This is a genomic window from Serratia sp. 506_PEND, assembly GCF_001076875.1.
In the GTDB taxonomy this organism is placed as follows: Bacteria; Pseudomonadota; Gammaproteobacteria; order Enterobacterales; family Enterobacteriaceae; genus Serratia; species Serratia marcescens.
Window position 1 is genome coordinate 1 of sequence record NZ_JVEL01000581.1, and the last position, 16826, is coordinate 16826.

The window sequence follows — 16826 nt, forward strand, 5'->3', positions numbered from 1 at the left end:
ATCCTTATCCTTGATTAGGGACTATTCCCATTTTGTAAAAAGTCGCCATTTATTCGGAATCATAAAACTCAGTACGCAGGAATGAGTCTATATTTCCTTCCACCGCACCACGTCATAGCTACCGGCAACTGGAAGTAATGGTACAGACAACCAACCAAAAAAGACAAGTAATCTAATTAATTGCAAAAAATTAGATAAAAACACCAAAAACAAAGAAAAAAACAAAAATAATTAGAATATAACAACAATACAATAATGAAAATTAGACGCTAAAACCCCTTTAATTTCAAAGTCATCCCTGGTGGAAATTAATTTATTCAAAAGTAGTTGACTGCCGCTATTAATCTCTCATAGATTCTATTAAAATTTAAATGAGACTAATCTTACCAAAGGTTATTTTAAAGATTACGCACTAGGGTTATTGAGGTATCCAAATGAAATATATAATAAATTTGACACTAGTTTTCGATCCGGAAAGTAAATCTCTAGTGCTTAGAAACAACAGTCAATTAGCAATAGGGTTATCTAACCCCGCTACGCGGTTGTTAACCGAGTTGATAAAGAATAATAGAATGGAGTTAACGCGTGAAACACTGATCAAACATGTCTGGGAGGATTTTGGCTTCTCTCCATCCAGTGCCACGTTAAGCAACCATATCAGTGAACTGAGAAAAGCCTTTGAAGCGCTCGGAGTAAGTAAAGATATTCTGCTTACGGTGCCACGTATAGGGTTCAAGATGGATGCAGAAATCCATCCGGAAACCAAACCGCCAAAAGAACCACCTATCGCGGAAGATATTGCGCCACTGCTGCCAGTAAATGAAAAGACGGCGGTCGAAGATATCATAATGAGTGATTCGCACGTCAATTCAAAGAAACCATTACGTAAAATGAATGTACGGGTATTGCCATTTCTGCTTGTGTTGAGTGTCACCGCCGCAGTGTTCGCATGGAGCATTTTAAATACGCATGAACAACGTGCGCTCATCGGGATTCAGGCTAAATGTCGTATCTATACTCTGGATGAAGGCAAGGAGGAGCCAGGGCAATTAGAATATGTACGAAAGATGCTGACTGAAGAAGCGATAGATTGCTCACAAACCAACATCGACATTTACTATATGGAAACACGGCCTGCTAATGAGTTACTTAAAGTTCATTTTATGGCCGCTTGCACCAAGAGCAATGATATGGGCTATACAAAATGTGACAACTTCAAACAGGTTAAGTAGGATAAAATGAAAAGAATTGTTATCTTTTGCTCGATACTAACCCTCATCATCTTGGGTAGCATTTTTCTTTACCTTAACCATTCAAACTGGAAGCCATTTCGCTGTAACACCCATGTAAGTTCAAAAATATTCTCAAAGGATGGGCACCCCTTAGTACTCAATATGGATATCAATATAATTACCGCTCATGAAGGAAGTAGTGAGTTAATCGCTGTAGGGTCGTTGCAAGGAGGAGATAAAAATTATGTTATTGCCAGGCGAATTTTCATCACTATGAGAAAATCCGATTTCACAGGCTTGACCAAAACCACGATAGACCGGCAAGAGCGCCGCCCAATTGATAATGTCCCTGAGGCCCTATGGGAGAGGCATATATTACCAGAAACACCTGGTGTAGAGTTCTACATGGAAACAAAAAAATTTAACAAAAACTTATACCTTATCAAAGGGCTATCAAATCCTCATTTTGTTTGCGCATTAGAAAAAAATTAATTTTACTTAAGGCTTAATTATGCATTGCATGTATAATTAAGCCATACCCCCCACACAACAACACTAATAATTAAATAATTATTTTCAAGAATGACCAATTAAAGGTCTAAAAAATAATAAAAACCAGAGTTTATCACTTTTAAACGCCGGTTAAGTTTATTAAATTGCGTACACCGCGAGTTGTCAGTTAGTTTACAGCATTACCGATGCAACTGTTCCACTCAGGATAGCCAAGAACCACATGCATCAAAAAATATACCGGTGGCGTATTACAAACATAAAAATCCCAGACAAATTATAAATCCTCAAAAAGTTATGAATATAGACCGGAAAAGAGCAAGATGAAAAAAACAAAAAGTTTAAATAAAAATGAGACATTGAGCATTACCATTATTGACGATGATAAGTTTTATGCCAAGGGATTAACAATGGCTCTGTCCATACATCTAAAAAACACGAATCATAAAATGGAGCCTCTCTTCGAAAACAAGATAGAGGAAACAACAGACATTGTGTTTCAGGCAATACGCTGCGGAACGTTCATCTCTCCCTGCACCCCGACGTGTATCGGTAACAGTAAGCCGTTGTATATCGCCATCGCTGAAAGGAAAGATGCACATTTGCAGCACTTATACCGTAACGTTAATAAATCCAATATCCTTTATCGACATCAATCGGTGAGCCTATTTCTGCAGTTAATGGAAAACGTCTTAATTTCCTTACAGAGAGCATCGGTAAAATCACCGCCAACTTCAGCGACCTTGCTTCATGCCCCACTCACACCACGTGAGCAAGAAGTTTTGCATCAACTCCAGCAGGGAAAAACACATGCCGGCGTAGCCAGCGTCTTGGGCATTAAGGAGAAGACCATAAGCTCGCACAAACGCGCGGCGATGAAAAAGTTGAATTTTAAACGAACCAGCGAGCTGCTCCATTGGATGATCCAGGGTGGATTAACCCACCACCAACCAAGAAAAGGAAATTGAACATGAGCCATTCGTCTCTAACCATCACCGCGGTATTGATGGGCGTACTGTTGGTCAGTGGTTGCCAGTCCACCAAAACGCCGCAGATAAAAGCCGCCTCGGCCAGCACATTGCAGGATGAAAAGGTCAAGCGTGAAACCCAGGATTTAAAGCAGTGCCAACAGAATTTAAACGCACTGGGGAGACTGAAAACGGCGGATTACCCGGCTAAAAAAGAGGTGTTCGACAACCTGATGTCTGGCGCTTCGCAATACGCCGGTGTGCGCCCCCAGGTTAACGAACACATACAAGAGACCGTTGATGCCCTTTATCGTTATCAGGTGAGCTATCAATGCGCCGAGATTAATCAGGCATTGCTTACCGAATTGGCGAAACGCGGTGGGGCGATACAATGATCGTCTGGAAACGGCTGACCTACCGTTTTTTAGCCTGCCTGGCTGGGGGGATGCTGCTGCCAGCGGCTTCATCGACACTAAGCAAGGGTAATGCCGATATTCCGGCTTTGTTGCAGTTTGCCGAGCAATACAGCGAGAAAAGCTATCCGGCAGAAAAAGCCCCTGTCGCGCGGGAGCGCGCTCGCACCGAAAAACGCCCAACCCAAAGCGCCGAGAAAGATAAGCCCAACAACAAACCGCCACCCCAGTGCGAAACCTGGAGAATTAAGGATAAAGAGATCAAGCAACAGCGCACGGAAATAGCCCAGCTAAAATTACAGATAACCCATCTGCAGCAAAACACCATAACGGCAACTGCAACGCCGGATTGGACCACGCTATCCCAACTGGCGCAAAGCTTGCGCCAGGCTCTGGGGATGACCCCGACAGAACGCCAGGCAAAAGCTAACCTAATACAGATACAGCAGCGGTGGGATCAGGATCGGGCGGTATTACAGCAACAGTTATCCAAAGTAAAAGCAGAAAACCTGTCCTTATCAGCGGCAACCAACCACCAAAAAAATTTGCTGATTGAAGCAGAAAAGCGCGACGCGGTGCGGCAGGAGCAACAGGCTGAATTGCAGTCGCAACGCCAACTGATGCAAACCGAGTTGGATGATACCGTTAAGAAACTGGCAGATACGCGAGCCGACCTGGCTTCTTTGCAAGCGCGAAGCCCCCGTCTGGTGACGGCCGATACGCTCAAAGACGCACAACCGCGTGAGGATTACGCCGCTGGCGTTTCCCTGGGAGAGGAAATTTTACAAATGCAGGAAGAACGGCAGCGTTGGGGAGTGAGATCGGAGAAGGGAATGCTATTGGCCGGCATTGCAGACGCCTTTGCGGGCAAGCGGATGTTGTCGGATGATGAACTCAATAACATCCTGGCCGCCGCCGAGAAAAAAGTGGTATCCGCAAGAGAAAAAATCAGCGCAACCCAACGGCAAAAAGGCGAGGCCTATCTAAGGGAATTCAAGAAAGATCAGCGCGTTCACCAGGCATCATCCGGATTTTGGTACCGTATCGACTATGCGGGCGATGCGCAGATCCCCGCTACCGCCTCGGTGGATGTGGTGGTAAAAGAAACGCTGGTCGACGGCACCGTGGTGCAAGATATGGAAGCGACTGGTGCCACACTGTCGCAGCCGGTGGCGGATTTCCCACCGTTGTTTAAAGAGGCCATCTCGCTGCTGAAAAACCACGGTACGATGACCCTGGTGGTTCCCCCCGAGCAGGCTTACGGAGAGAAAGGCTATCCACCTAACGTCCCCCCCAACGCCACCATGATTTACACCTTGCGCATAGCGGAGGTATACCCACCCGCTCAAGCTAAAACACAGCCCTAGCCCCACTAGCCCTGATATCTCTCATGAATTTAATAGGGCTATCAGTCTGATGCGCAACCTATCAATGACAGATAAAACCCGGTATTGCGATTAATAAAAATTAAATTAAATTACAAAAATAAAAGCCTTCAGAATCGAGCTGCCATCAATGCATTGTTAAAATAAATATTAATTATAAAAATTATTCCCTCAAATTATAAAAATCACATAATAACAAATCAAAAAAACCATCATATTGATGTTGACTTTAATGAGGACAAAAAACATGATTAACACCACAGATATTTAGAAACTTCAGCACCCGTAATAGACTGGCTATTGAATGCACCACCATTAGCCGGCTATATATTTATAGCAGTGATTTCAACCCAGGGTACGTAAAGGGCTATCCGGCTACATTATTTCTGTTTTCTCTTACGCCTATGCGTAAGTATTCCCCTAACCAAGGAGTTGTTATGTCAGACCATCAAGTCACCTGTATCCGAAAATCCGATCGCCAAAGCGCACATGAGCGCATCCAGGCTATCGGCGGCGTCAATGCCGATGGCACCCGCTGGTCACTGCCCCAGGCAGACGCTATTGCTGGTATCGAGGCGGGCACCTGGCGTTTTTGGGTCACCGCAAATGGCCATTCCGTCTGGGTGATTGTCTCAACCAGCGCAGCGGGAAATAAATACCTCAAGACGCAAAATGACGGCGAACACCCCAATAACCTGCTCAGCCTGCCGGAATGCCCCTGAGGTAACCCAAACTTCATAATTAACGGCAGTGGCCTTGGCCCTCCGCGACTTATCGCTTCGCCTCTTTTTATTATTGGCCGCTGTGGCGTTATTACGCCCGCAGTACAGCGGCCTTCCATAGCATAAGGAAATACTATGTACGGTTCCGCTACCGCCAGAAACCTGCCTTCAGGAAAAAAACAGCGTATCGCCGATTTATTATCGCAAATGATTGAAACGCTGGATCTCACCAAAACCCAATATGCCAACATCGAAAGCGCCTATAACGGGGTCGGCACCTTCCTGTCTGAAGGCGACGATCCATTACTGCAAGATGCCGTTATTTACCCGCAGGGCAGCGTGCGGCTCAACACCACCGTTAAACCCAAAAATGAAGAGCAATACGATATTGACCTGATTTGTTATCTGCCCCATGCCACCCAGGCGGATTATACCGGCGTGATATCAGCCATTCGCCGGCGGCTGGAGTCGCATAAAACCTACAAAACGCTATTAAGTGAGCTGCCGCGCGGGTTTCGCATCAATTACGCCGGGGATTATCATCTGGATATCACACCGGGCCGCGACCACACCGGTGCAGCAGAACATCCAGGCCAGCCGCTGTGGGTCGTTGATGCGAAAACTGCCTGGAAGGAGTCCAACCCCAGCGGTTATGCCGAGTGGTTCGAGAGCAGCGCCAGCGTGCAACCGCTGCGCATTGCCCTGCTCACGGACTCCGCCAGCCGCGTGGGCACCGAGGCGTTACTCCCATTGCCGGACAACACCGATAAAAAACTGCTTAATCGCATCGTACAAATTCTCAAACGCCACCGTGACGAATGGGCGGTTGAGCAAGATGAGCTCCAGCAGCGCTGCCGCCCAATTTCGGTCATCATCACCACGCTGGCTTGCCATGCCTACAACCACATCATTGCTGACAGGCGCGTCTACGACAACGACCTGGATATCCTGTTAGACGTGCTGGAACTGATGCCGGATTTCATCGTGTCGACGCAGGGAGAGATCCAGGTCAGCAACCCGCACATGCCGGAGGAAAACTTCGCCGAGAAGTGGAACCGCTCAGAGCAGGATGAGGGCCCTCAGCGCAGTGAAACCTTTTACCAGTGGTATGCCGCAGCCCAGACGACGTTTAATACCATCGCCGCCAGCGTGGGGGAAGATAACCTGTTCCTGAGCCTCGAAGACAGCTTCGGCAAAACGCCGGTCGATATCGTCAGGCAGCGTCTGATGGAGCATATGCAAACAGCCAGAGAGCAAGGCAGCCTGCATCTTGATAAGAGAACCGGTGGGCTGATCACCACCGGCCTCGCCAGTACGGCGGCCCATGCCAGCGTGCCTAAAAACACCTTCTACGGTGAGTAACGTGGTTATCAAGTATCACCGCAAACCGCTGTCCCTCGCCCAGCAATATCACGCGTTGAAAGCCGGCGGCCCGCATGAACGGCTGTTGATTAGCGGTAAAGACCGTACGTTGCTTTGGGAAGGGTGGCTGCAACCCTCGCTATTCAGTCGCCGCTACAAGGTCACGATTCGATACGGCCTCGGCACCGCTCCCATTTGCGTGGTAACAGAACCGGATCTCTTCGCGTTGGCCGGTACGCGGGCCATCCCGCACCTGTATCTCGCCGATAAGCATATTCCCGGCGCCAGGCTGTGCCTGTTTTTGCCTGGCTCACAGGCCGACGATGGGCTCAGCGAATGGCGCGCCCAGTTAAGAATCAGCGACACGATCATTCCCTGGGCGTCGCTCTGGCTGTTTTATTTTGAACAGTGGCTGCACACCCGCGACTGGGAAGGCGGCGGCAAGCACCCACGCACCAGCGAGGTTAAAAATGAGCGTTGAACATGAAGGCTTTATCTCGGTCGATATTGAAACCGCCGGGCCCATCCCCGGCGTGTGCAGCCTGCTCTCTATTGGCGCCTGCGTCATCGACAGCCCGGCGGAACGCTTTTACATTGAAGTGCAGCCGCTGAATCTGCATTACGACCCTGAAGCGCTGGCCGTCACCGGTTTCAATCTGCAGACCCAAATAGCCCGCGGCATCGATCCGAAAGCGGCCATGCAGCAATTTGCCCACTGGGTCACGTCCGTCACCGATACAACGCATCAACCGATTTTCGTCGGTTTCAATGCGGCGTTCGACTGGTCATTCATTAATTACTACTTTCACGTTTATCTCGGCCATAACCCGTTTGGCTTTGCCGCCCTCGATATCAAGGCCCTGTACATGGGGGCCACCGGCTGCGGCTGGCAGGACACCCGCTCCAGCCGTATCGACGCCCGGTTTAATCTCAAAAATCACGGCAGCCACAACGCACTGGATGACGCGCTGTATCAGGCCGAGATGTTTTTGAAGATAAAAGAGTACATGAGGGAGAAGCTCTGACATGGAAACGATAAAGTATATTCTGATCAAGCTGATCGACTGGAAAACGCGCCAGCGGAAAATTCAATACCTCATCATGCTGCTCGGCGCCGGGATCCTGAGTGTGAACAGCTCGCTGGGGAAGGCGTTAACGCTGGAGAAAGGCGATGCCCGCTTCTCGCTGGCCGTCTCCGAAGGGAATGTCATCACGGACTATTTCATCAATTTCGTGGCGGCATTCATCATTCTGGGGGGATTTGTCTGGCTGCTGGTCGACGCTTACCAGGAGGCTAAAATCACGGTGCGCAAAAAGGTGGTGGTTATCGAAGGGAGAGCGCTGCGGAAAGTCGCGACCACGCCGCTGCATAAAACGGTACCTCGTCATTTCAACGGAAAGATAGACGCATTAACCCTCGATATGACGCAGCGGATACGGGATGGCGAAATCAGTCACCCGGAAGAGGCCTTTGACGACAATATCAGCACGCTGGCCAGCAATATCGCCACCCGCATTGACGGTATCGATCATCAGGATCTGACACTGGTGTATGGCGGGCAATTGCCGGTTCCGTTCACCTTCTACATTGGCGCCATTCTCGATGACAATGGCCCGGTCTGCGTCTATGACTGGGATAGAGCGCAAGAGGCCTGGCGGCTGATTGACAACAATGCCGATGATGACCGCGCCGATTTTACCCTGATGGAAAGCCTCGTCACCTCAACGGCTAAAGATGTGGTGCTGGCGGTCTCGGTGTCCTACCAGGCGGACATTGCCGCCATACGCCAAACGTTCCCCACCTACCCGTTGTCGCATCTTTCACTGAACGCCACAACGCTCGGTAATCACTGGTCGCTGTCCAAACAAACCCGGCTGGCGCTGCAATTTATCGAACAGGTCAAAATGCTGACGGCGTGTGGCGCCGAACGCATCCACGTGATTTTGGCCGCCCCCAGCAGCATTGCACTCAATTTCGGCCGCCGTTATGACCACCGCAATCTGGCGCAGCTCATTGTTTATCAGTATGAGAAAGCCCAGCAGCCGGCCTATCCCTGGGGGGTGGTGATGCCTACACAGGGACAACGCCGGGGCGCGGTGGTTAAGCCTCCCGTCGTTCCCTCATCCGACTGACTGTCGGGCAGTCCTGTGGTTCAGCATAGGGGGGGCGAAACGAGGATATAAAAAACCGGCCTGAGCCGGTTTGGGAGCGCTTGTCATTATGATACCGGCCGCGCTGCGGTCGGGTAATACCCTGGTGTTGCTGCGTATTTTTCACTGCCACTATAAGCGGTGCGACGAGCGAGCGTCCAATGGGTTCGGCAGATCAATAAAGGGCGATTGATCGGCCCGGCCGATCGTCATGCTCATCATCACACCGCCCCGCACTTCGGCAGCCAGTCCGCTTCACACTCTTCACTCAACACCACGTTGGTTTGCATGCCCAGTCGGGTTTTACGCTTGAGCAGGGTTTTCTCATACTCTCTCAGCGTTTGCGGCACCGCCAGGCCAAAGGCCGTCAGGTTCATCACGTGTTGGTAGCCCCTGGCCGCCATAAACGACAGGTAGGCGTGGTACAGGTAGCGGCGCGGGTTGGCTGGGGTGATATTGGCGTTGCCGATCATCATCCCTTCTGCGGTGCCCAGTACTGTCAGGTAGCCACAAAAATCAACCAGCGGATCGGCCTGGCGCTTGATGGTCAGCGCCTCGTCCGAGCTCTGCTGCGCCTGAAGCAGGGTGCGGGCCTCGTTCTGGTTGGCGAAGCGCTGCATCAGGTGGCGCACAATCACCGCCAGCTCGCCGGTGATTTTGTCCAGCAGCAACGGGTCGCGTTCGGCCAGCGGTATCGTCTCCGGGAAGGTAATAATCACCCGCCTGCGGGAGACCCCACCGCTGCGGTCACTGAACTGCATCGGGTTGTTGTTGACCGCCAGTATCACCGCCGGGATGTAAGCGGCGTAAGCGTCGCGGTATTTCGGGTCGATGGCGACCGCATCGCCGCCGGTGATGGCCTTGATGCCCGCGCCGTCACCGCTCCACTTCTCCTGGTCAGGCAGGAGTATCAGCGAGTAACCGACCACGCTGGCCCGTTCGCGCGCCGACTCCAGGTTGTCGATGGTGGCGGAGGTGGTGTTATCTGCTCCGGCCAACAGCCGGGCGATGGCCGCCATTACGCTCTTGCCGCTGCCGCCGGGGCCGGTCACTTCGAGGAACAGCTGCCAGTCGTAACGGTTGGCCAGCACCATAAAGAGCGCCGCGAGAATACGCTCCTGTTTGTCGTGATTGCTCCCGGCAGCCCGCGTCAGCCATTGCCAGAAGTGCGGCGCATGGTCGGCCAGGTTCTCCCCGGCGCGCGGCGGCGTGTAGTCTACGCTGTTGACGGTGCGCAGCCAGTGCTCCTGGCGGTGGGCGCTGAACTGCCCGCTGACAGTATCGAATACCCCGTTACGAAAACCAATCAACCGGCGGGCCGGGTCGCCCATCTGCGGCACCATCAGCTTGAGGGTGTCCAAAATGCTGTTGATACCGGCGGCGGAGAACGGCGCGCGCACCTTCTGGAACAGCGCGGCAATTTCCCGGCTCAGCTGTCGGTGCGGCAGCACCTGCCAGGCGCCACGCGTATAGCGGCACAGCTCTTCCCCCACCGGCGGCACCGCCAGGGTGTTGCCGTAGTGCTCGGCCAGCAGTTCGGCCTTCTCGCTGGCGCTCATGGCTTTGAGGTCAGCATCGCTCAGCGTGTCGAACGGACTCGGCTGCGACGGCTGGCTGAACGCCTGGAGCTGCGCACGCGTGGCCTCAGCGCCTTGCTGGCAGTAAATATCGTTCCAGTCGCCCTCTGTGGGCGGCAGTGCCGGAGTGCCGCCGGTGAGTGTGGCCGCCTCGGCGGCGCGGGTCTGCCCGGTGCCGCTGCGGTCATTATCGGCCGCCAGCAGCAGCCGCGCATCCGGGTAGTGGCTGCGTAGCTGCTTCGCCACCGCCGTCAGGTTGTTGGCGCTGAGCGCCACGCACACCGTCTCACCGGTCAGGCGGTGCACGGTAAGGCCGGTGGCGTAGCCCTCGGTGAGCCAGATAACCGCGTTGTCTGGGCCGCAGAGGGTGTGGCAGGCGGCTTTCACCTGCCCGCCTGCCAACATGCGCTTGTCACCGGCGGCGTTAATCAGCTGCACGTTAACCACTTCTCCCCCGGCATTGTGCAGTAGCAGCAAGAGGTCACCGGGCTGGAAGGTGATACCGCCGACGCGCAGCGGCTGGCCCTGCAAGGTCAGGGTGTCCACCTCCGGCCAGCCTTTGGCGCTCAGGTAGGCATTGCCGGTCTGAGGTTGCGCGGCAGCCACCAGAGCCTGTGCCTGTCGCGCGGCTTTGCGCTGGGCCTCGGCCTTGTCTTGTGGTGAATGACTGCTCTCAGCGGCCGGTGGCAAGGCGCTGGCGCTATCCCCCATCACGGCAGCCACCTGTTCGGCAGCAGCTCGGGCAGACAGCGACAGGGCTTTTTCCACCAGGTTTAGGCCGTCACCGGCCCCGCACTGATTGCAGAACCAGGTGCCGCGCCCGTCCTGGTTGTCGAAGCGGAAGCGGTCTTTACCGCCGCAGGTTGGACACGGCTGCGGCTTGCCGTTCGGTTGCAAGGTAATGCCGAGAGCCGGAAGTATCACCGGCCAGTGGCCGGTGGCGGTGCGTACGGTCTGGGAAACGAACTGGGCGCTCATCCTTTCTCTCCTCAGTGTACGGTGGCGTTCTGCGATGCCGACAGGCGCTCGCAACACAGCTCGTCCATCATCTTTTGCCCCAGCGCGGTCAGGCGCGGCGCGGCCACCAGAACGTCCGGCTGTACCATGTCGCTTAGCATGGTGCACGCCATGTCCATGCCATCTTCTGCGCCATACTGACGCACAAAGTGCCCCTCCAGGCGCAGAGCAATCGTCATCTGCAGCTCGTCCAGCGTGTACCCGAGGCTCACCCGGTAAAAGGCGCAGGTGTCCAGATAGGCCTGCGCCACGGCGCGGCGGAAAACGGCGGTACGGACTTCAATCGGTAAACAGGATGAAGTATTCATTCGGCGGTGGCCTCCATGCGAGCAAGAATTTGGGTTTCACAGGTATTGACGACGTGGCCGAGCTGGTCGGTCAGCAAGGCAATGACCGAGGCGAGCGAGGCCTGTTGCACGGCATCGGGGCGCTGCCCGCCGAGGTCGAGGGTGTCCAGTAGGTCGAGGAACAGCACGCCGGTGGCGTGCGCATGCTGGAGACGCAGAAAATCGGCGTGCGGGATAGGGTAATGGGTGTCACGATAGTAACGGTCGGCCAGGGTATTCATGCTACCGCCTTAACCGGCAGACGACCGGCAAAGGACAACACGTAATCACGAGCCAGCACGCGGCGGGCGTTGCGCTCAGAATCCGCCACGGTGCGCACGATACGCGGCGAAGCCGTCAGCGCAGAACGGCGTACGGCCGCAAACAAAAAGCAGAATGTAGGGTGAGTCGGGGTGAGGGTCGTAGCCATGGTGGCAGCCTCCTTGAAGTAAAGGTTATTGCTACCACCGAAGTTCCTACACTTATGGGTGGTAGCCCAGACGGGGGTAGGAATACCGGCCTTCAAGGGAACCGGCCAGCCCGAAGGCTGCCCCGCCTGAGCCACCATTGATTGATTGCTGCGATAGCATAACATCCACCGCGCAAAAAATGAGCGCACAAAGGCTACGACATAAAAAAACACGCCTGGCGCGTGTTGTGTCGCCTTGAAGTAACTCGGGTTCCTACGCCCGGCTGCCGATTTTGCGGCAGCCGGAGGACTATAGCGCAGGGCCGGACGCGGGGGCAAGCCGTAAGACGCCCCCGGACGTTCAATCGATCGCATAGTGATCAACAGTCGATCAATTGGTCGTTGCGGGTATCGGCCGCCGCGCAAGTCAGCGGCACCGGCCCGGCCAGGAACAGATGCGACTCGGCCTGGCGACTCGCCAGACGAATAACGCCGTGTTTTTCGCTACGGTGCTCCGGCAAGACGACGCCAGGCTCTTTACGCTGCAACAGGATAGCTTCCGCCACAAACAGCGCGTCGCGCTCATCAAGGGTGAAACGCTGGCGACCCAAGGTTAACTGCATCATGCGGCGGCCCCCTGATGACGGTTGGCGATACGTTCGTCCATCCACTGCTCGACCTCGGAGGCCAGCCAGGCGACGTTTTTACCGCCGAGGGAGACCTGGGCCGGGAACTGCTTGCGGCTCATCATCTCGTACACGGTGGAGCGGGACAGGCCGGTGGTGTAGAGCACTTCCGGCAGGCGGATAAAGCGCTCGCGCGGAGTGTAACTGCCAGGAAGTACCGGCGACAGAGTGGATGGGGCGGGGGTGGAAACGGTCAACATAAAACGCTACCTCTTTGTGTCCGGCCAACGCTGGCCGGGACTGTGTGAACTTCGGTAGCGCCCTATTATGTGAATATTTACCGGGGCGGCAACAAGGTGTTGTTGTGTGGTGGAACAGGTTTTATGCTTACTTTTCAATCAAGTGGACAACGTTGGCCGATATTGGCCTTTATTGGCATTTATTGACCTTTGTTGGCAAACCGGCCGAAAAACCTGAGCGATGAATGGGCGGTTGATTAATAGGGAAAAACTGCCAAATACCGGCTCGCCAGGGAAAAGGCCTCGCGAGAGCCGGTGAACAGGTATGAACACCGGGTGAACGGGTACAGCTGCTACTCATCACCCTACTAAACACTGATTTATATCTACTTTTTTATTTTGGTGAACAGTATGAAGAGTTATATATAAAACTAAAAACACCCTGATGTGATTATCACCAGCGCTCGGCGCAATCCCTCCACGTCAGAAACGCCACTCGGTCACCGGTTCGCGGTGACATACGGCAACGCCAAGCGCAACACCCTCTCACCCCGTCATCAAAAAGGGCTTTTTTTCTGGCTAGCGGGTGTCAAATCACGCGTGCATGCATAGGGTGCATGATTTTGCATGAGGGAAGATGCATTTTTTATCCCCCGCCGCCCCAGTATTGGCGCGGCCTGCGCCCCCTCATGCGGGTGCATGAAAAGCGACACAGAAAGCGCGCAGGCGAGGCGGGGGTAGCATTGCGCGCCAGGGGGTTTTAACGATTTATTGGCGGCATTTTCTAGCGAGCAAGGCCCGAGATAAAATCGGCGTACCACTGCAACATGTCACGACGCTTCTCAAGGTACTGGGCATGGTTGTAAGTGCCACGAATGCCGTTTTTGTCCACGTGGGCAAGCTGCATCTCTATCCAGGCAGAGTCAAACCCTTGCTCATGCAAAATAGTAGACATCGTATGCCTGAAACCGTGACCGGTGGCTCGCCCCTTATACCCCAGCAGCTCTATTACCTGATTCACGCTTTCTTTACTTATGGGTTTCCTGCGATTGTTTCGTCCAATGAAAATGTAAGGATAGTGACCTGTGATCGGTTGTAGCTGTTTAAGCAATTCAACCGCCTGAGTAGAGAGCGGTACAATGTGCGGGCGGCGCATTTTCATGCGTTCGGCGGGAATCTCCCAGATAGCACGCTCAAAATCGATTTCTTCCCATGTGGCAAAACGCATTTCTTGCGTACGGACTCCGGTCAGCATAACGATCTTCGCTGCATTTTTAGTGATGATGCTGCCGGTATACCCTTCCAAGTCCTTAACAAAGTAAGGTAATTCCTCAGCCGAGAGGAACGGATGGTGCTTTTGCTTAGGCACGGCCAGCGCACTGGCGAGATCTGGGGCTGGGTTATACTCCGCCCTACCGGTAATTATTGCGTAGCGAAAGACCTCTCCGCAGCGCTGGCGAACCTTACGGGTCTTCTCCAATGCCCCGCGCTTCTCAATGCGCCGTAGCACTTCCAGCAGCTCTAAGGGCTTAATTTCGGCAATGGGGCGTTGACCAATATACGGAAACACATCCTGTTCAAAGGTACGCATGATTTCTTCCCTATAGGCCAAAGTCCACCGATCAGCCTTGTGCTTGTGCCACTCGCGGCTAATTGCTTCAAAAGAATTCTCGACAGAAAGCTTCTGAGCGAGCTTTTGTGCCTTTTTCTCAGCTACAGGGTCAATGCCATTAGCAACTTGCTTACGGGCCCCCCCGCGTTTTTCTCGTGCGTCGGCCAACGTTACCAAGGGGTAGGTGCCAAAGGACATCAGCTTGGCTTTTCCTGCATAGCGATAGCGAAAACGCCAGCCTTTACTTCCGTCAGGATTGATAAGGAGGGACAGGCCTTGACCGTCGTTGAGGGTGTAGGGCTTTTCCTGCGGTTTGGAGCGTCGAATTTGTATGTCAGTTAGAAGCATGTGTATAAGTGGATTCTGTGTATAAAAATATTATACGCACCATTATACACATTTTTCTCGGATTCAGGCGGTAACGCACGGACACCAGCGGACAACAAAATCACATAATCAATTGATTTTATGCATTTTAATGGACTTTTCAGGAACTACCCGGACAATCTTTGGCGGAAGATCACAGGAGTCGAACCTGTCCAGGACCGCTGGCGGCCCCAACCGGATTTGAAGTCCGGCCGCCCCACCGGGGACGAGGATCTTCCTTGGAGAAGAGAAGAAGCAAGGCGCTGATTATAGCGCAGTTTGTTCGCTGCGCTAAGCGGGAAATGGCGGCCGCCGGCGATTCGGCGGCCGGGGAGCGCTACTTCAGGAAATCCTTCACGTCCAGCAGGATGAACTCGTTGTCATCCGCCATATTGGGCTGGCGGCTGGAGGAGAACGGGAAGTTGTTGTCGTTGCCGACGATGATGTGGTTGGCGTCCACCACGTCCACGTTCTCAATAGTGAAGAACGGGAAGGTCAGCACGCCGTCGTTCAGCGGCTTGCGCGCCAGCTTGTTCGGATCCTGAATGTTCATCAGGTCGATATAGCCCAGTTTTTCGACCGGTTTGCCGACGTTGGCGTCCGAGAAGGCGATTTTATACACCCGCTTGAACTTGGCCACCTGGCTGAAGCAGTTGTCGGTCGGCGCGCCGGCGGCGCAGGCTTTATCCGGCGTGCCTTCGCCGTTGTCGCGCTCGATCACCAGCCCGTGGGTGGCGTCGATCATGTTAAAGTCGCCGATGGCGTTCTGGTTGTCTTCCAGCACGTACTGCCAGCTGCGGCCGGTCCAGGCCTGCTGTTTCACGTCAAACTCCAGCACCCGCAGGTAGCGTTTGCCGCCGACGTTCTCGAACTGCTCGCCGTCCCACAGCGCCCCTTCCAGCAGCGGATACAGCTTGCTGCCGTTGTGGGGTGGCAATCATTTTAGCACTGTTCGGGGCAACCTCGGGTTGGGCAATAAAGCCTTACGTGACGCGGGATTCAGGGGAGTTTAGGGATTCTGCACTGCGATTTTAAAAATGAGCGAAAATGTCTTTTTTTATGATTTATTCTGCATTTTTTGAGCGGGGTTTAAAACGTTTTAAAAGCCGTTTGAATAATTGTGATGGGTATCATCAACGGGAGCCATTCAAACGGCTTGTTTCTGTTCTACGCTTACACTTTGGTCATTCGTAACCCCACGATATTTACGCAAAATCTCTCTCAATTCACTTTCTGGTAATTTTTCGAGCAGTAGAGCTGCTTCGCGTACATCGCCAGACAGCTTGAGAATATCTAGCGCATGTTCCTCTAGCAGCAAAGTCAGTACATCAGCACCTTTGCGGCCAAGTAAGCGGGATAGGCGATGCCTCTCATGCTGTTCAAGACTGTCCCAAATCACCTTAAACCACTGGTAATCGCTATCGGGGTGGTGGAGAGTAGAATTTTGACCTTCGTGGTTATGCTGGACTTTATTGGAATTGTTTTCATCTTTATTTAGCCCGGTAGCCAGCCATTCTAGGCTCACTCCTTCTGCTTCTGCCACGGCCAGCACAACTTTCAGCGCAGGTTCAGTACCCTTGTGTAGATAGTTGTTAATAGTGGAGGTGGGCAGGTTCCAGTCCTTAGCTGCTGCGCGCACACTTCTGCTGCCGATAAGTTGCTGCAGCCTATCTTTGAAGCTTTCTTTTCCACCATCAGGAAAAGCAAATTCATTTGCTTTTGAATTCATTTTTTTCTTTTCTCCTTAACCACTTGATTTTTAATAAAAATATAAGCAACGCAAAAGCGGTGGGCAAAAAATACAAAGAAAGGGCTATTTTTGCTTTACACGAGCTATATTTGGATCAATACTTATCCCAACGGATAACCCCAGAGGATTATCCGCACGGTTAACTTTTTAGGGTAATCGAA

Annotated in this window: 18 protein-coding genes, 1 tRNA gene and 1 pseudogene; 10 read left to right on the top strand and 10 right to left on the bottom strand. The window is 52.9% G+C overall.

Annotated features, from left to right (window positions below; all coding sequences use genetic code 11):
* Positions 1 to 434: 434 nt before the first annotated feature.
* From ADK28_RS25975 to ADK28_RS26015, 10 genes are all read left to right on the top strand, one after another.
* Positions 435 to 1232 carry a winged helix-turn-helix domain-containing protein gene (locus ADK28_RS25975; protein WP_048797042.1) on the top strand — a complete coding sequence of 266 codons (798 nt, stop codon included), beginning with the start codon at positions 435 to 437 and terminating at the stop codon, positions 1230 to 1232.
* 162 nt (positions 1233 to 1394) lie between these two features.
* Complete coding sequence (locus ADK28_RS30690; RefSeq protein WP_161802733.1) at positions 1395 to 1724, top strand: hypothetical protein; 330 nt, start codon at positions 1395 to 1397, stop codon at positions 1722 to 1724.
* A 341-nt stretch (positions 1725 to 2065) separates the two neighbouring features.
* Positions 2066 to 2710: a response regulator transcription factor gene (locus ADK28_RS25980; RefSeq protein WP_048797043.1), complete on the top strand. Its 645-nt coding sequence runs from the start codon at positions 2066 to 2068 to the stop codon at positions 2708 to 2710.
* 2 nt (positions 2711 to 2712) lie between these two features.
* Positions 2713 to 3105, top strand: a complete 393-nt coding sequence (locus ADK28_RS25985; protein ID WP_048797044.1) for a hypothetical protein — start codon at positions 2713 to 2715, stop codon at positions 3103 to 3105.
* Positions 3102 to 4490 carry an FKBP-type peptidyl-prolyl cis-trans isomerase N-terminal domain-containing protein gene (locus tag ADK28_RS25990; RefSeq protein WP_239686281.1) on the top strand — a complete coding sequence of 463 codons (1389 nt, stop codon included), beginning with the start codon at positions 3102 to 3104 and terminating at the stop codon, positions 4488 to 4490. The genes ADK28_RS25985 and ADK28_RS25990 overlap by 4 nt, the downstream gene beginning before the upstream one ends.
* Before the next feature lie 455 nt (positions 4491 to 4945).
* On the top strand, positions 4946 to 5230 hold the full coding sequence (locus ADK28_RS25995; protein WP_048797045.1) for a DUF3892 domain-containing protein: 285 nt from the start codon (positions 4946 to 4948) through the stop codon (positions 5228 to 5230).
* 135 nt (positions 5231 to 5365) lie between these two features.
* Positions 5366 to 6592 (top strand): nucleotidyltransferase domain-containing protein, encoded by a 1227-nt coding sequence (locus tag ADK28_RS26000; protein ID WP_048797046.1) that lies wholly within the window; start codon positions 5366 to 5368, stop codon positions 6590 to 6592.
* Position 6593: 1 nt separating this feature from the next.
* Entirely contained in the window at positions 6594 to 7073 is a 480-nt protein-coding gene (locus ADK28_RS26005; protein WP_239686282.1) for a hypothetical protein, read from the top strand.
* The gene (locus ADK28_RS26010) at positions 7063 to 7617 is read left to right on the top strand and encodes a 3'-5' exonuclease (RefSeq protein ID WP_048797048.1); all 555 of its coding nucleotides are present in this window, start codon (positions 7063 to 7065) and stop codon (positions 7615 to 7617) included. Before ADK28_RS26005 ends, ADK28_RS26010 begins: the two co-directional genes overlap by 11 nt.
* Before the next feature lies 1 nt (position 7618).
* Positions 7619 to 8725 carry an SAVED domain-containing protein gene (locus ADK28_RS26015; RefSeq protein WP_048797049.1) on the top strand — a complete coding sequence of 369 codons (1107 nt, stop codon included), beginning with the start codon at positions 7619 to 7621 and terminating at the stop codon, positions 8723 to 8725.
* Positions 8726 to 8964: 239 nt separating this feature from the next.
* On the opposite strand, the gene ADK28_RS26020 is transcribed toward ADK28_RS26015, so the two are convergent.
* From ADK28_RS26020 to ADK28_RS29335, 10 genes and pseudogenes are all read right to left on the bottom strand, one after another.
* Positions 8965 to 11298, bottom strand: coding sequence for a primase-helicase zinc-binding domain-containing protein (locus ADK28_RS26020; protein WP_048797050.1), 2334 nt, complete (start codon positions 11296 to 11298; stop codon positions 8965 to 8967).
* Between the two features lie 11 nt (positions 11299 to 11309).
* Entirely contained in the window at positions 11310 to 11645 is a 336-nt protein-coding gene (locus tag ADK28_RS26025) for a DUF5375 family protein (RefSeq protein ID WP_033638859.1), read from the bottom strand.
* Positions 11642 to 11905 (bottom strand): hypothetical protein, encoded by a 264-nt coding sequence (locus tag ADK28_RS26030; RefSeq protein WP_048797051.1) that lies wholly within the window; start codon positions 11903 to 11905, stop codon positions 11642 to 11644. The genes ADK28_RS26025 and ADK28_RS26030 overlap by 4 nt, the downstream gene beginning before the upstream one ends.
* On the bottom strand, positions 11902 to 12447 hold the full coding sequence (locus ADK28_RS26035) for a host cell division inhibitor Icd-like protein (protein WP_048797056.1): 546 nt from the start codon (positions 12445 to 12447) through the stop codon (positions 11902 to 11904). Before ADK28_RS26035 ends, ADK28_RS26030 begins: the two co-directional genes overlap by 4 nt.
* Before the next feature lie 5 nt (positions 12448 to 12452).
* Complete coding sequence (locus tag ADK28_RS26040; protein WP_048797052.1) at positions 12453 to 12698, bottom strand: hypothetical protein; 246 nt, start codon at positions 12696 to 12698, stop codon at positions 12453 to 12455.
* Entirely contained in the window at positions 12695 to 12958 is a 264-nt protein-coding gene (locus tag ADK28_RS26045; protein WP_048797053.1) for a helix-turn-helix transcriptional regulator, read from the bottom strand. The genes ADK28_RS26040 and ADK28_RS26045 overlap by 4 nt, the downstream gene beginning before the upstream one ends.
* A gap of 763 nt (positions 12959 to 13721) precedes the next feature.
* Positions 13722 to 14897, bottom strand: a complete 1176-nt coding sequence (locus ADK28_RS26050; RefSeq protein WP_048797054.1) for a tyrosine-type recombinase/integrase — start codon at positions 14895 to 14897, stop codon at positions 13722 to 13724.
* A 162-nt stretch (positions 14898 to 15059) separates the two neighbouring features.
* Positions 15060 to 15154 (bottom strand) — tRNA-Sec (locus ADK28_RS31885).
* 98 nt (positions 15155 to 15252) lie between these two features.
* Positions 15253 to 15840: pseudogene (locus ADK28_RS26055) on the bottom strand (esterase-like activity of phytase family protein); the annotation flags it as partial.
* A 222-nt stretch (positions 15841 to 16062) separates the two neighbouring features.
* Positions 16063 to 16644: a helix-turn-helix domain-containing protein gene (locus tag ADK28_RS29335; protein WP_053091602.1), complete on the bottom strand. Its 582-nt coding sequence runs from the start codon at positions 16642 to 16644 to the stop codon at positions 16063 to 16065.
* Positions 16645 to 16826: the final 182 nt, after the last annotated feature.